The following is a 15,271-nucleotide window of genomic DNA, read 5'->3' on the forward strand; positions in this document are numbered from 1 at the left end:
GCGGGCCCGTCGTGGCTGGTCGCGCAGTTCCCCGCGCCCCTTGAGGAACTAGATCTCCAGCAGCACCGTGAACGGGCCGTCGTTCGTCAGAGACACCCGCATCCGGGCGCCGAAGCGGCCCGTCGCCACTGTCGCGCCCAACCCCCGCAGCTGGGCGACCACCTCGTCCACCAGCGGCTCGGCGACATCACCGGGCGCGGCCGCGTTCCAGGTGGGCCGGCGGCCCTTGCGCGCGTCGCCGTACAGGGTGAACTGGCTGATCACCAGCAGCGGGGCGTCGATGTCGCTGCACGACTTCTCGTCCTGCAGCATGCGGATCGACCAGAGCTTGCGGGCCAGCTGTGCCGCCTTCTCCTTGGTGTCCTCGTGGGTCACCCCGACGAGCACGCACAGCCCCTCGCCCTCGATCGCACCGACCGTCTCGCCGTCCACGACGACACTCGCGCCGTCCACTCTCTGCACCACCGCACGCATGCGGACCATCATGCCGGGTCACCGGCACGCGGATACAGGGGGTCCAATATAGATCTCTAACCCCCCATCTGGGGCCGTTCGGGGGCACTCGGTCACATAGCGGCCAGTTGGGGTGGCACGATGCTTGCACACGCCGGTCGAGGGGACGGTCAGAAGCACATGAGCACACCTAGTACCAGCGGGTGGCTGGGGGCGCAGGGGACGTACCGGGCGCCTGTCCAGCGCGCCGACACTCCGGCGGGCGCGACGCTGCCCGCGCCGCCGGCCGAGTCCGATCCGGCCCTGCTGAGTCTGCCGGCGCCGCCTGCTGAGTCCGATCCGGCCCTGCTGAGTCTGCCGGCGGCGCCTGCTGAGTCCGATCCGGCCCTGCTGAGTCTGCCGGCGGCGCCCGCCGAGCACGACCCGGTCCTGCTGAGTCTGCCCGCGCAGCCGCCGGAGCCGGATCTGGCCCTGCTGAGCCTGCCCGAGCTGCGCACCCTGCGCCGCGACGCCCAGCGCGACGAGGCGGACCTCAGCTATGTGCGGCGGCTGCTGCAGGGCCGGATCGACATCCTGCGCGCGGAGCTGTGCCGGCGCGGCCGGGCCTCCCTGCCGGCGCCGGCGGACGGCTCCGTGGTCGACCGGCTCCCGGAAATCCTCAAGGACGCCCCGGCCCGGCACCGCTCCTCGGCCCGCCATGTCACGCTCGGCACCCCGCACAACGAGGAGTACCGGCAGCTGGCCACCGAGATGCTCGCCGAGGTCGAGCTGAGCGATCTCCAGGCGCGTACGGATCTCGAACTGACCAGCGCGATGGGGCGGTTGGTCCGGTACGAGCAGGAGGTCTCCCGGCGCCGCCAGCATCTGCAGCGCACGGCCGACGACTCCAGCGCGGAGATCGCCCGCCGCTACCGGGTGGGCGAGGCCCAGGTGGACGACCTGCTGATCTGAGGGGGGCGGTTCCGGGCGTGGGAAAGTCGGCGTCCATCTGGCTCGGTGGGGAGTCGCCGGTGCGGCCGGCGGCGCTCGGCCGGCTCCGGGAAGAACGAGAGGGCGCCGCCCGGCAGGCCGACGCCCTGTTCCGCTCGTCCGGGCGGCCATGGTGCCCGGACATCTTCTGAAGCCCTTCCTCCGGCGACGCGTTGACTGTTCATCCGTAGCGTGCTCTTCAGTTGTGGCTGTGCTGTGCCGTGTTCAGTTGTGGCTGTGCCATGTGGTGTTCAGTTGTGTCTGTGCGCTTCGGTGGCCGTCCCCTGCCCGGGCTCCCGGCTCCCCTCCGGAAGGGAGCCCGGCCGACCAACCACTGGGAAGCTTGACCATGTTGTACAAGTTGGTAGCCAACTTCACTGTACTTATCTCCGTTGGGAGGCGACTCATAACCAGCTGCCGGTGAACTGCCGGAACTTGGCGGGAAGTTGTAGTGTTCGTCCGTGGACCCGGAGCACGCCTCCGTCGGTGGACGGACGAGGTCACGGCGGCCTCACGCATCCCCTCGCGACATCGCCGACGCACTGCGCGGCCGGATCAGGTCCGGTGTGCTGCGGGCGGGTCAGCGCATGCCCACGCAGGCCGAGCTGGCCGAGGAGTTCGGAGTGGAGCGCGGGGTCGTACGGCAGGCACTGCGCATCCTGCAGACGGAGCAACTGCTCACCAACGTGTCCAAGGGCAGTCCGGCCACCGTGGCGTCGGTGCCCGCACCGGTGCGGCTGCCGGCCGGTCCGGCGGCCCCGCCGCAGCCCACGATGGTCGGCCTCGCGCCCCGTATAGCGGACGCCTTCGCCGCCCCTCACGTGCGGATCGACGCGCTCTGCCTGACCTCGGTCTCGCTGACGATGGCCGTCGGCGAGCCACTCCGGCAGATCCACGCGGGACGGCTGAAACCGGCCAAGATCGACGTCCGGGTGCTGCTGCCCAGCCGGGACATCGACCTCGCCTTCCCGGCCCCGGTGGCCGACGACGGCGGTCTGCTGCACCGCCGCTGGCTGGCCCAGCGCAACGCCCAGGGCATGGTGCTGCGGCAGAATCTGCTGGCTCTGTACGCCACGCACGGCGTCGACGTACACGTCTCCTTCCGTGCCCTGCCCTTCACCCCGCCGGTCAAGCTGTATCTGCTCAACGGCTCGGAGGCGCTGTTCGCGTACTACACGCTGCTGCGCCGCGAGCGGGAGATCGAGCACGAGCACCTGGAGCTGTACGACGCCGACGGCACCCGCTCGATGCTGTTCGCCTTCGAGCGGCGGGCCGGTCAGCGGGACGCCGCGTTCGTGGAGCAGTCGCGGCTGTGGTTCGACGCGCTGTGGGAGACGATCAGTTCGGAACTGCTGCTCAGTTCATAGCACGGGCCCCGCCAGGAGCACGGCGAGCAGGACGGCTCCGGCGGAGGCGGTCCTCTGGCTCCTGGTCTTGATGCCGACCGAGAGCAGGAGCATGCCGACGCCGCCGGCGGCACCGTACTTCCACTGGACGAGTTGCTCGACGAGGAAGGCAAGAGCGGGCATGGCGATTCCCCCTTTCGAAGATTGACCAACTTGCTAAAGTTGGCAACCAACTTCACTTAAGTTGTCCCCGCTTGGTCTCATCTCATAAACAACTTTCGGGCAACTCCCCTTAGATGGACCAGAGTTGTAGCGTTTGGTCGTGACTCAGGAGCATGTGGCAGTGAACGGCAGCAGAAGGCTCACGCCCCAGGAGATCGCCGGCACCCTGCGCGAACGCATCCGCAGCGGCGCGCTGCGGCCGGGCGAGCGGCTGCCGACCCAGGCCGAGCTGGCCGAGGAGTTCGCGGTCGAGCGGGGTGCCGTACGCCAGGCGCTGCGCGTGCTCCAGGAGGACGGGCTGCTCAGCAACGTCAGCAAGGGCAGCCCGCCCCGGGTCGCCGAGCCGCAGCCCGCCCGGGACGAACCGCAGCCGACCATGGTGGCCCTCGCCCCCCGGCTGACGGAGGCCTTCGCCGCCCGGCACGTGCGCATCGACGCCGTCTGCCTGACCGCGCAGAGCCTGATCCCGGCGCTCGGCGAGGCGCTGCGCCTGGTCCACGAGGGCCGGCTGCGTCCCGAGCGGATCGACGCCCGCATCCTGCTGCCGTCCCGCGACATCAACCTCGCCTTCCCGGTGTCGGTCGACGCCGGCAGCGCGGAGGACGACGCCGTCCACCAGCGCTGGCTGGCCATGCGCAACGCCCAGGGCCAGGTGCTGCAGTACAACCTCCAGGCGCTGCGCGGCACCCACGGCATCGACGTCCAGGTCACCTTCCGGGCGCTGCCGTTCACCCCGCCGGTCAAGCTGTATCTGCTCAACGGCGCCGAGGCGCTGTTCGCGCACTACATGGTCACGCGCCGCGCCGAGCCCACCGACCGCGGGACGCTGGAGATGTACGACACCCTCGGCTCCGAGTCGCTGCTGTTCTCCTTCGAGCAGCGGGCCGGTCAGCGGGACGCGGCGTTCGTGGAGCAATCGCAGAAGTGGTTCGACGCCCTCTGGGAAACCATCACGACGGACCTGACACTCTCCTAGTGACTTCTGATGCGACGGCGCAGACCGAACCGAGTGCGAACGAGATCGAGAAGCTACGGGATCTGATCGAACCTGCCCGGGTGATCCTGTGGGACTTCGACGGACCGATCTGCCGTCTGTTCGCGCGGCACAAGGCGGAACGGGTCGCCGCCGGGCTGGTGGACTGGCTGGCCGGGCACGGGCTGCACAACCTGCTCAGCGACTCCGAACGCGAACTGCTGGACCCGCACGTGGTGCTGCGCGCCGTGGACCTCCGTCACCCCGGCAGCGACCTCGTGACCGAGCTGGAGGAACGTCTCACCCGGGAGGAACTGCGCGCCGCCGGCTCCGCGTTGCCGACCCCCTACGCCGACCCGCTGATCCGCACCTGGACCGCGGTCGGCGCCCGGCTGGCCATCACCACCAACAACTCCCCGAAGGTGGTCCGCGCCTATCTGGACGGCCGCGGCCTCAGCTCCTGCTTCGCCTCGCACATATACGGCCGCACGGCCGACCTGCACCTCCTCAAGCCCAACCCGCACTGTCTCAACCGGGCCCTCACCGCGATGGGCTGCGCCCCCTCGGCGGCTCTGATGATCGGCGACTCCGGCTCCGACCTCGCCGCGGCGAACAACGCCGGTGTTCCGTTTCTCGGCTACGCGCGTAACGAGCGCAAGGGCAAGCTCCTGCGGGACGCCGGAGCCGGATGCGTGGTCGCGTCCCTGGAGCCGCTGCTGCGGACACTGCGCGGCTGACGGCGGTCGAGCCCCGGCTCGGCCGACCGGGGACGGCAGTCCGCAGGGGACGGCAGCCGGCACGGGACAGCGGCCCGCATGGGATAGCATCCGGCCCAACCGTCCGAGTGACCGCTCGGGTCCGCGCGTCGGGGCCGGCGCACGAGCCGGCCTCTGCCGGCTTGGCGTAGACGAGTGGCAGACCACCCGTTGGGCTGCTCGTCCGGCCTCACATCGTGTCGTCCGTCATGCGGGGAGATAGCGTTTCCCCGACCTGACCCGACCCGTCTCGTCCCCCTCCAGCGCAGCGCGATCGACCCCCCGGAGCGGCCAGTGGGCGCACCATCCGTCCCCCGCGACACGGCCGGGGCGCGTGCCGGCCGGGCGCTGCCCGACGCCGTCTGCCGGGCGTTCCTGGCTCAGGCCGCCGCGCGGGGGCGCACCAGCGGCGGTTTCCATCACCAGAACCATGTACTGCCGCTCACCGAGCCCATGGCCCGGCTGCTCGGCCGTGAGCCCGGCACCGTCGTGACCGTACGGCTGCCGCGCGCCGACGCCCTGCCGGTGGTGATCCGGACCTGGCGGAGCGAGGCGGAGATCCTGCGGGCCGTCAGGGGCGTGCTGCCCGGCGTCCCCGAGTGCCTGGCCGAGGGACCCGGCTACGCCATCCACAGCCATGTGGACGGCGTACCGCTGTCCAGCGTCTGCCGGGCCGGCAAGCCGGTCGACAGCCTGCTGATCGGGGCGCTCGCGGACCTGCTCGCCCGGACGGCCCAGGTGCGCGGCGCCGCGCTGCCGCCCCTGCCGTCCCCGTGGCCCCGCAACCACACCGACAGCCAGGGCTTCCTGCAGACCCTGGCCCGCCTGGCGGACGAGCAGATCCGCAAGCCCAACTGGCGCCGTTTCGGGGGCCTGTTCGCCACTCTCGGCATCCCCGAGGACGCCCTGGCCCGGCTGGCCGAGCGCATCCCCGCCATGTCCCGCCGCCCCTACAGCCTGCTCCACGCCGACCTGCACCGCGACAACGTGATCATGCCGTACGGCGATGACGCGCCCCCGGTCTGTGTGGACTGGGAGCTGGCCGGCTACGGCGATCCGCTGCACGACCTCGCCGTCCACCTGGTCCGGATGCGCTACCCGGACCACCAGTGGGACGAGGTCGTCGCGGCGTGGGTGCGCGCCATGGGCGGGGTGCGGCCGGCCGCGGTGGGCGGCGTGGGCCGGGACCTGCGCCACTACGTCGCCTTCGAACGGGCCCAGTCCGTGTACCCCGACGTGATGCGGGCCGCGCAGTCGCTGGAGGAGTCCTTCGACCAGGAGAGCCTGGACGAGGCGACGGCACGGGTGCACCGGGCCGTGCTGGCGGCGGCGGAGCCGCTGCGGCTGGGCCGGGTGCCGGGACGGGAGGAGATCGAGCGGATCCTGTTCCGCTGGCGGGCCTCCCTGGGGCCCGGCACCGGCGCCGCGGCGCCGGCCCACGGCGGGGCGGGCCGGTCGCCGGTCGCCCGGGCCATCGACTGGACGCCGGACCGGCGTGTCCCGGAACACCCGGACTTCCCCCACTCCGCCGTCGCCGACGCCCTGATCCTGGAGGGCGCGGCCCCGGCCCACCGGGTGTTCAAGGGCACCGCGCACCTCACCTCGGTGCTGCGGGTCCCCGGCACCCCGTTCCCGGTCGTCGTCCGCCGCAAGGTCACCCACGTCACCCGGCGCGAACGCAGCTTCCTCAGCGAGCACGGCGTACTGCGGGCCATCGAGCGGTCCGGGGCGGCGGTGGCCGCGCCGCGGGTGCTGGCACTGGGCGAGAGTCACTCGAAGGACCTCTTTGGCATCCGGACCTACTCCGGGGACCGCTTCGCCATCCACACCTACGAGGGCCCGCCCGACGTCCGCCGGCGGCCCGAGCACCCGGTGCACGGGCTGCTCCCGCACGAGGCGGACGGCCTGGTCGACCAGCTGGCCGCGCTGACCGGGGTCGACTACACCCTGGTCGACCCGGTGGGCGGCCGGACCGGCTTCTACGCCTGGCTGAGCGACCAGCTCGTGGCCCTGGTGGCCGGACTGCCCAAGGAGTCCCAGCAGGTGGCCCGTTTCCTGGGTCTGCCCGACGCGCCCCGGCTGCGCGAGATCCTCGCCCGGCACGAGGTCACCGACCGCGCCGCGGCCCTGCTGCACGGCGACCTCAACCCCTGGAACCTGGTGCGCCGCGACGGCCCGCCGGCGCTGACCCTCATCGACTGGGAGCTGGCCGTGGTCGGCGACCCGCTGTACGAGCTGGTCCGGCACATGCATCTGACCCCGACCCGGCCGGAGATCCGCGACCGCATGTTCCAGCGCTGGGAGCGCCGGCTGCCCGCCCGGTGCACCGAGAACTGGCGGGAGGACTGGCGGGTGTACCGGTGGATCGAGATCGTCCGCTCCGCCTACGTCGACCTGGACCGGCTGGTCACCGGCGCGAGCCTGGACGCCCCCAATGTCCGCCGCGCGGTGGAGTCGTACGCCATGACCCTGGCGTCGGCCACCGCCTCGCTGGGGCTGTCGTCCCGGCGCCGGACCGATCCGTGCCTCACGCACGCCCTGGTCCGGCCCACCCGCCCGGGCGGCGCTGCGTAGGCTCCCCTCATGGGTGAGATGGGGCTGCGCGAGCGCAAGAAGCAGCAGATGTACCAGGACGTGTCGGACATCGCCGTACGGCTGTTCCTGGAGCGGGGCTTCGACGCGGTGTCCGTGGCCGAGATCGCGGCGGCGGCCGGGATCTCCAAGCCGACCCTCTTCCGGTACTTCCCGGCCAAGGAGGACCTGGTCCTGCACCGGATCGCGGACCACGAGGCGGAGGCCGCGCGGGTGGTCGCCGGCGCGGCCGACCCGGTGGACGCGCTGCGCCGGCACTTCCTCGCCGGGCTGGAGCGCAGCGATCCGGTCACCGGGCTCAACGACCACCCGCAGGTGCTCGCCTTCCACGCCCTGCTCTACGGCACCCCGTCCCTGGTGGCGCGGGCGTACCGGCATCAGGAGCGGTCCGAGGCGGCGCTCGCCGAGGCGCTCGGCGGGGATCTGGACGCGCGGCTGGCAGCCGGGCAGATCATCGCCGTCCAGCGGATCCTCGCGCTGGAGAACTTCCGGCGGATCGCGGCGGGGGAGGGCGTGGAGGAGGTGAGGCCGGACGCGGTACGGGCGGCCGAGCGAGCCTTCGGGCGGCTGTCGCAGGGGCTTCCCGGTCTGGGAACCCATACGTGAGATCGGGTTAAAAATTTAACTCGGTAACGCTATGGCGGTACGCTGTCGGCATGACGCCCATCGACCCCGCCCTCGTCGGCACCCTCCACGCCGAGCGCGCCCACCACGACCGCTGCCGTGCCGCCCTCGCCGCGATGATCGAGGGCGCCGCCGAACAGGTCGTCATCGGCGAGGACGTCTCCGCATCCGGAGCCGACGCCGAAGTGCTCGGCTTCCGCTTGCGCAGCCAGGCCAAGGCGATGCGCGAACTCCCGCCCGGCCCGCTGTTCTTCGGCCGGCTGGACTTCGCCGACGGCGCCCCCGGACACGGCGGGCAGCACTACCACGTCGGCCGGCTGCGGATCACCGAGGACCCGGCGGCCCCACCGCTCGTGGTCGACTGGCGGGCGCCGGTCTCCCGCGCCTTCTACCAGGCGAGCGCCCGCGATCCACAGGGTGTGGAGGTGCGGCGCCGGTTCGGCTGGGCGCCCGGCAGCACCGGCGCCGCCACCGACCTCACCGGCCTGGAGGACGAGCACCTGAGCCGGGGCGAGTCGCGGACCAGCGACATCGTGGCCCGCGAGATCGAACGGCCCCGCGTCGGACCCATGCGGGACATCGCCGCAACGATCCAGCCCGAGCAGGACGACCTGGTCCGCGCCGCCCTCACCGACTCGGTGTGCGTCCAGGGCGCGCCCGGCACCGGCAAGACCGCCGTCGGCCTGCACCGCGCCGCGTACCTCCTCTACACCCACCGCAAGCGGCTCCAGCGCTCCGGGCTGCTCATCCTCGGCCCCAACCCCACCTTCCTCCACTACATCGCCGAGGTGCTGCCCTCGCTCGGCGAGACCGCCCATGGCGGAGCGGCCGACGGGGGCTATCGCCAGTCCACCCTCCTGGCAGAGATCGCCCGGCACCCGGCCACCGCCACGGACCCGGCGGACACGGCCGTGCTCAAGCACGACGCCCGGATGGCCGAGGTGCTGCGCCGGGCGCTGTACGCCCACGTCACCACCGACGGCGTGACCGACCTCGCCGTACCGGACGGCTCCTGCCGCTGGCGGGTGCCCGCCGCCGAACTCGCCGCCCTCGTCGCCGAGGTGCGCGCCGAACAGCCGCCGTACGCCATCGGCCGCGAGCGGGTGCGCACCCGGGTGGTTCGGCGGCTGCGCGAGCGGGCCGAACGGCGCTCCGGCGTCCTGCCCGCCGCCTGGGTGCGCCGCATCGAACGGGCCCGGCCGCTCACCGAGCACCTCGACCTGGTCTGGCCGAAGGTCCGCCCCGAGGAAGTGCTGGCCCAACTCCTCACCGATGCGGGGGCGTTGGCGCGGGCGGCGGAGGGTCTGCTGGGCGAGGAGGAGCAGGCGGCGCTGGTGTGGCCCCGCCCGCCGCGCTCGTACAGGTCCGCCCGCTGGTCGGCCGCCGACCTGGTCCTCCTGGACGAGCTGTCCGGACTCGTCGAACACCCCGAGGGCTACGGCCACATCGTCGTGGACGAGGCGCAGGACCTCTCGCCGATGGAGTGCCGGGCGATCGCCCGCCGAGCCGCCTTCGGCTCGCTGACCGTCCTCGGCGACCTCGCCCAGGGCACGACCGCGTGGGCCGCCCGCGACTGGTCGGTCCAGCTGCGCCACCTCGGCCGGCCGGACGCGGCGGTGGTGCCGCTGACCACCGGTTTCCGGGTCCCGGCGGCCGTCATGGAGCTGTCCAACCGCCTGCTGCCCCGCCTGGAGGTGTCCGTTCCCCCGGCCAACTCCCTGCGCGCAGGGACGGTGAGTTGAGGGTGCGCCCCACCGACGACGTGCCCGGCACGACGGTGACCGCCGTACGCGAGGCACTCTCCCACGAGGGCTCGGTGGGCGTCGTGGCGGCGGACGCGGAGGTGGCCGGCGTACGACAGGCGCTGACGGCGGCCGGCCTCGACCCGGCCGGCCCGGACGAGCTGGGCGCCCGCGTGACGCTCGTCCCCGCGACCCTGGCCAAGGGTCTGGAGTACGACCATGTCGTCGCCGTGGAACCGGCCGCCGTCGCGGAGGCGGAGGAGCGGGGCGCGCACCGGCTGTACGTGGTCCTGACCCGGGCGGTGTCCCGTCTGGACATCGTCCATGCCCGCCCGCTGCCGTTCTGACGCCGGTAGCGTGCGGCCATGACCGACATCGAGAACTTCGCCGCGTTCCAGGGAGTCCCCACCACCACGCTCGCCGACCTGCTCGGCCGCGAGCAGGTCATGGACATCGGGATACGGCCCCTGTGGGAGCCCGTACCGCGTGTCGCCGGACCGGCGTTCACCGTCAGCTGCCCGCCCGGCGACAACCTCATGCTGCACGCGGCCGTCCACCGTGCCGCGCCCGGCTCGGTCATCGTGGTCGAGTCCGGCGACCTCGACTACGCGCTGGCCGGGGGCAACGTGTGCGCGGTCGCCCAGCGCCGAGGAGTGACGGCGTTCGTCGCCGACGGCCTGATCCGCGACCTCGCCGAGGTCCGCGAGTCGGCGTTCCCCGTCTTCGCCCGCGGCATCATCCCGGTCCCCGGCGCCAAGAAGGCGGTACGGCCGCTGAACGAGCCCGTGCGCTGCGGGGGCGTCCGGGTGGAGTCCGGGGACGTGGTCGTGGCGGACGAGGAGGGGGTGGTCGTGGTGCCGGGCGGGCGCGCGGAGGAGGTGCTGCGGGGGGCTCGGGCCAAGCTCGCCGGGGAGGCCGAACAGACCCTGGACGACTGGGAGAAGGCCCACCGGGAGCGGATCGACGAGTTGCTGGCGGCGGGGGGCTTCGAGGGCTGACCGGCGTCGGGGCGGGCCGGGGGTGGGCGCAGCTCAGCTACGCACGCGCCCCTCACATCCCCACGTACTCGGCCAGGTGCTCCCCGGTCAGCGTCGATCGCGAAGCGACCAACTCCCCCGGCGTCCCCTCGAAAACCACCCGCCCCCCGTCATGCCCGGCCCCCGGCCCGAGGTCGATGATCCAGTCCGCGTGGGCCATGACGGCCTGATGGTGCTCGACCACGATGACCGACTTCCCGGAGTCGACCAGCCGGTCCAGCAGAGCGAGGAGGTGTTCCACGTCGGCCAGGTGGAGACCCGTCGTCGGCTCGTCCAGGACGTAGACACCGCCCTTGTCGGCCATGTGCGTGGCCAGCTTCAGCCGCTGCCGCTCGCCGCCCGACAGGGTCGTCAGCGGCTGGCCCAGCGTGAGGTAGCCGAGGCCCACGTCGGCCATCCGCTGAAGGATCCTGTGCGCCGCCGGGATGTGGGCCTCATCGGCGGCGAAGAACTCCTCCGCCTCGGTCACCGACATCTCCAGCACCTGTGCGATGTCCCGCCCGCCGAGGGTGTACTCCAGCACCGACGCCTCGAACCGCTTGCCGTCGCACTCCTCGCAGGTCGTGGCGACCCCGGCCATCATCGCCAGGTCGGTGTAGACGACGCCCGCGCCGTTGCAGGTGGGGCAGGCACCCTCGGAGTTGGCGCTGAACAGCGCCGGCTTCACGCCGTTGGCCTTGGCGAACGCCTTGCGGATCGGCTCCAGCAGCCCGGTGTACGTCGCCGGGTTGCTGCGCCGCGAGCCGCGGATCGGGGTCTGGTCGATGGACACGACGTCCGCGCCTGCCGGGATCGACCCGTGTACGAGCGAACTCTTGCCGGAGCCCGCGACCCCGGTGACGACGGTCAGCACGCCCAGCGGGATGTCGACGTCCACGCTCCGCAGGTTGTGCGTCGTCGCGCCCCTGATCTCCAGCGCGCCCGTCGGCTTGCGGACGGTGCCCTTCACAGCGGCCCGGTCGTCCAGATGGCGGCCGGTGAGGGTGCCGCTGCCCCGCAGCCCCTCCACCGTGCCCTCGAAGCAGACCGTGCCGCCCTCCGTACCGGCGCCGGGGCCGAGGTCCACGACGTGGTCGGCGATCGCGATCGCCTCCGGCTTGTGCTCCACGACCAGCACGGTGTTGCCCTTGTCGCGCAGCCGTAGCAGCAGCTCGTTCATCCGCCGGATGTCGTGCGGGTGCAGGCCGATGGTGGGCTCGTCGAAGACGTAGGTCACATCGGTGAGCGAGGAGCCGAGGTGGCGGATCATCTTCACGCGCTGTGCCTCGCCGCCCGACAGCGTGCCCGCGGGCCGGTCGAGCGAGAGATAGCCGAGGCCGATCTCCACGAACGAGTCGAGGGTGTGCCGCAGGGAGGCCAGGAGCGGTGCCACCGTCGGCTCGGACAGCGACCGTGCCCACTCCGACAGGTCGCTGATCTGCATCGCGCACGCGTCGGCGATGCTGACGCCCTCGATCTTCGAGGACCGGGCCGCCTCGGTGAGCCGGGTGCCCTCGCACTCGGGGCAGACGGTGAAGGTGACCGCGCGGTCCACGAAGGCCCGGATGTGCGGCTGCATGCCCTCCTTGTCCTTGGCGAGCATCGACTTCTGGATCCGCGGGATCAGACCCTCGTAGGTCATGTTGATGCCCGCGATCTTCATCCGGGTGGGCTCGCGGTGAAGGAAGTCCTGCAGCTCCCGCTTGGTGAAGGCGCGGATCGGCTTGTCCGGGTCGTACAGGCCGGACTCGGTGTAGAGGCGGTAGTTCCAGCCGCCCGTCTTGTAGCCGGGGACGGTGAGCGCGCCCTCGTTGAGGGACAGGGAGTCGTCGAAGAGCTGGGTGAGGTCGAGGTCGGTGACCGTGCCCCGGCCCTCGCAGCGCGGGCACATGCCGCCGGTGATGCTGAAGCTGCGCCGCTCCTTCACCTTCTGCCCGCCGCGCTCCACGGTGACCGCGCCGGCGCCGCTGATCGAGGCGACGTTGGAGGAGAACGCCTTGGGCGAGCCGATGTGCGGCGTGCCGAGCCGGCTGAACAGGATGCGCAGCATGGCGTTGGCGTCGGTGGCGGTGCCCACGGTGGAGCGGGGGTCGGCGCCCATCCGCTGCTGGTCCACGATGATCGCGGTGGTGAGCCCGTCGAGGACGTCGACCTCGGGCCGCGCCAGCGTCGGCATGAAGCCCTGCACGAAGGCGCTGTACGTCTCGTTGATCAGCCGCTGCGACTCCGCGGCGATCGTGTCGAACACCAGCGAGCTCTTGCCCGAGCCGGACACGCCGGTGAACACGGTCAGCCGGCGCTTGGGCAGCTCGACGCTGATGTCCTTGAGATTGTTCTCGCGGGCGCCGTGCACCCGGATCAGATCATGGCTGTCTGCTGCGTGCGCTGCGGTGCGGTCCATGGCGGCCACGCTAGCCCGGAGCGTCCCGCCGGCGCTTCTCGAATCCTGACGGCTTTGCCGGTCACGCCGGGCCCGAGGTGTCCGCGGCCAGCGATACGGCGAGGGCGCCGAGCACCGTCCCCATCAGCCAGCGCTGCACCTTGAGCCAGGAGGGGCGGCGGGCGAGGAAGACGGCGATCGTGCCGGCGGCGAGCACGATGGTGAGGTTCACCGAGACGCTGATCACGATCTGCACCGAGCCGAGGACGAGACCCTGGAGCAGGACATGTCCCCGGTCCAGGTCGATGAACTGGGGGATCAGGGAGACGTACATGATGGCGATCTTCGGGTTCAGCAGACTCGTCATCAGGCCCATCGAGAACAGCCTGCGCGGCGAGTCGTGCGGCACGTCCTGCGGGGCGAAGACCGAGATGCCGCCCGGCTTCAGGGCGTTCCAGGCCAGGTACGCGAGATAGCCGGCGCCGGCCAGCTTCACCGCGAGGTACAGCTCGGGTACGGCGGTGAAGACGACCGACAGCCCGAGGTTCACGGTGACCAGGTACACCAGGAAGCCGAGGGCGACTCCGCAGAGGGAGATCATCCCGGCCCGCCTGCCCTGCGTGATGCTGCGCGAGACGAGATAGATCATGTTCGGCCCGGGTGTGAGCACCATGCCGAGCGCCACCACCGCCAAGCCGAGGATTCCGCTCACATCAACCATGAAGATCCCCCTCGTCGCTGCAATTGCCGTGAGCGTAGGACAGGGCAATAGCTCAGTGCAATCAAAAGATTGCACTCGGTGCAATTCTGTGGTGGGATGGCGGGCCGTGACCGACTACCAGAGCGTCGCCGATGCCGTGGCCGAGGAGATCAGGTCCGGTGCGCTGCGGCCCGGCGACCGTCTGCCCCCGCAGCGCGCGTTCGCGAAACGCCATGGCATCGCCGACTCCACCGCCATGCGCGTGTACCGGGAACTGGCCCGCCGGGGTCTGACCGTGGGCGAGGTGGGACGCGGTACGTTCGTCCGCGCGGCCGCCGTCGACCCGGCCCCCGCACTCACCGAACCGGCGGCCGGCCGGATCGACCTGGAGCTGAACTACCCGTCCGTACCCGAGCAGAGCGCGCTGCTCGCAGAGGGGCTCGGTGGGTTGCTGCGCCCCGATGCCCTCGGGCAGGCGCTGCGGCCGGTCGGCGCGGCCGGGCTGCCCGCGGTGCAGGAATCGGCCGCCGGCATCCTCGCCCGCGGCGGCTGGGCCCCCGCCCCCGAGCGGATCCTGTTCACGGGCAACGGCCGGCAGGCCCTCTCGGCCGCCGTCGCCGCCCTGGTGCCGCCGGGCGGACGCCTCGGCGTCGAGGAGCTGACGTACCCGCTCGTCAAGGCGGTCGCCGCGCGGCTCGGCATCACCCTCGTACCGCTGGCCATGGACGAGGACGGCCTGGTCCCGCAGGCGGTGGCGGAGGCCCACGCGGCCGCGCCGCTGCACGCCGTCTACGTCCAGCCGCGGCTGCACAACCCGCTCTCGCTCACCATGCCCGAGCAGCGCGTCGAGCAGCTGGCCGAGGTGCTGCTGCGGCTCGGGCTGCCCGCCGTGGAGGACGCGATCTGGGCGTTCCTGCGCGACGAACTCCCGCCGCTCGCCGCGTACGCCCCCGAGCGGACCGTCGTGATCGACAGCCTCTCCAAGCGCATCGCCCCCGGCCTGTCCCTCGGCTTCGCGATCACCCCGCCCGCCCTGACGACAGCGGTCACCACCTCCCTGCGCGCGGGCGGCTGGGCTCCCCCGCGCTTCGCCCTGGAGGCCGCCCACCGCTGGCAGCTCAGCGGCACGGTACGGAAGCTGGTGGCCGCCAAGCAGCGGGAGGCGACGGTACGGCAGGAGATCGCGGCCCGGTGCCTGGCCGGGTTCGCCGTGCGGAGCGACGAGCGCTCCTTCCACGCCTGGTGGGACCTGCCGCGCCCCTGGCGGGCGGACACCTTCGTGGCCGCCGCCGCGCGGCACGGCATCGCGGTCGTACCGGCGGCCGCGTTCACCGTCGGCGACAGCCACGCCCCGAACGCCGTCCGGCTGGGCCTCGCCACACCGCCGCCCGACGTCCTCGCCCAGGCCCTTCGCACCCTCGCCGACGTGGCCCGCACCGCACCGGAGGACCTCGTCACCGACTGACACGGGCCGGGTGTCACATCCGGGCACCGGGTGG

The 15,271-nt window shown here is 72.3% G+C and carries 12 protein-coding genes and 1 pseudogene; 9 read left to right on the plus strand and 4 right to left on the minus strand.

Features of this window, described 5'->3' with window-relative positions:
- Nucleotides 1-48: 48 nt before the first annotated feature.
- The gene (gene dtd, locus AV521_RS10665) at nt 49-474 is read right to left on the minus strand and encodes a D-aminoacyl-tRNA deacylase (protein ID WP_076087427.1); all 426 of its coding nucleotides are present in this window, start codon (nt 472-474) and stop codon (nt 49-51) included.
- A 366-nt stretch (nt 475-840) separates the two neighbouring features.
- Between dtd and AV521_RS10670 the strand changes: the two genes are divergently transcribed.
- On the plus strand, nt 841-1,404 hold the full coding sequence (locus AV521_RS10670) for an aerial mycelium formation protein (protein ID WP_076087429.1): 564 nt from the start codon (nt 841-843) through the stop codon (nt 1,402-1,404).
- A gap of 479 nt (nt 1,405-1,883) precedes the next feature.
- Complete coding sequence (locus AV521_RS10675; protein WP_076086960.1) at nt 1,884-2,789, plus strand: winged helix-turn-helix domain-containing protein; 906 nt, start codon at nt 1,884-1,886, stop codon at nt 2,787-2,789.
- On the opposite strand, the gene AV521_RS49215 is transcribed toward AV521_RS10675, so the two are convergent.
- Complete coding sequence (locus AV521_RS49215; RefSeq protein WP_179022985.1) at nt 2,784-2,951, minus strand: hypothetical protein; 168 nt, start codon at nt 2,949-2,951, stop codon at nt 2,784-2,786. The genes AV521_RS10675 and AV521_RS49215 overlap by 6 nt on opposite strands.
- 133 nt (nt 2,952-3,084) lie before the next feature.
- On the opposite strand from AV521_RS49215, the gene AV521_RS10680 reads away from it, so the two are divergent.
- From AV521_RS10680 to AV521_RS10705, 6 genes and pseudogenes are all read left to right on the plus strand, one after another.
- Nucleotides 3,085-3,966 (plus strand): GntR family transcriptional regulator, encoded by an 882-nt coding sequence (locus AV521_RS10680; RefSeq protein ID WP_179022987.1) that lies wholly within the window; start codon nt 3,085-3,087, stop codon nt 3,964-3,966.
- Nucleotides 3,966-4,700 carry an HAD family hydrolase gene (locus tag AV521_RS10685; protein ID WP_256725498.1) on the plus strand — a complete coding sequence of 245 codons (735 nt, stop codon included), beginning with the start codon at nt 3,966-3,968 and terminating at the stop codon, nt 4,698-4,700. Before AV521_RS10680 ends, AV521_RS10685 begins: the two co-directional genes overlap by 1 nt.
- A 312-nt stretch (nt 4,701-5,012) precedes the next feature.
- On the plus strand, nt 5,013-7,292 hold the full coding sequence (locus tag AV521_RS10690) for a phosphotransferase family protein (RefSeq protein WP_076086966.1): 2,280 nt from the start codon (nt 5,013-5,015) through the stop codon (nt 7,290-7,292).
- Nucleotides 7,293-7,301: 9 nt separating this feature from the next.
- On the plus strand, nt 7,302-7,916 hold the full coding sequence (locus AV521_RS10695; protein ID WP_076086969.1) for a TetR family transcriptional regulator: 615 nt from the start codon (nt 7,302-7,304) through the stop codon (nt 7,914-7,916).
- A gap of 50 nt (nt 7,917-7,966) precedes the next feature.
- Nucleotides 7,967-10,023, plus strand: a pseudogene (locus AV521_RS10700) (AAA family ATPase).
- A gap of 18 nt (nt 10,024-10,041) precedes the next feature.
- Complete coding sequence (locus AV521_RS10705) at nt 10,042-10,674, plus strand: RraA family protein (RefSeq protein ID WP_076086971.1); 633 nt, start codon at nt 10,042-10,044, stop codon at nt 10,672-10,674.
- Nucleotides 10,675-10,726: 52 nt separating this feature from the next.
- Here AV521_RS10705 and AV521_RS10710 read toward each other — a convergent pair whose 3' ends face one another.
- Both AV521_RS10710 and AV521_RS10715 read right to left on the minus strand, forming a co-directional pair.
- A complete protein-coding gene (locus AV521_RS10710) occupies nt 10,727-13,093 on the minus strand; it encodes an excinuclease ABC subunit UvrA (RefSeq protein ID WP_076087433.1) in 2,367 nt (788 codons plus the stop codon).
- A 61-nt stretch (nt 13,094-13,154) separates the two neighbouring features.
- A complete protein-coding gene (locus AV521_RS10715) occupies nt 13,155-13,793 on the minus strand; it encodes a LysE family translocator (RefSeq protein WP_076086973.1) in 639 nt (212 codons plus the stop codon).
- 106 nt (nt 13,794-13,899) lie between these two features.
- On the opposite strand from AV521_RS10715, the gene AV521_RS10720 reads away from it, so the two are divergent.
- The gene (locus AV521_RS10720; RefSeq protein WP_076086975.1) at nt 13,900-15,237 is read left to right on the plus strand and encodes a PLP-dependent aminotransferase family protein; all 1,338 of its coding nucleotides are present in this window, start codon (nt 13,900-13,902) and stop codon (nt 15,235-15,237) included.
- Nucleotides 15,238-15,271: the final 34 nt, after the last annotated feature.

The sequence above is a fragment of the Streptomyces sp. IMTB 2501 genome (assembly GCF_001953885.1).
Taxonomy (GTDB): domain Bacteria; phylum Actinomycetota; class Actinomycetes; order Streptomycetales; family Streptomycetaceae; genus Streptomyces.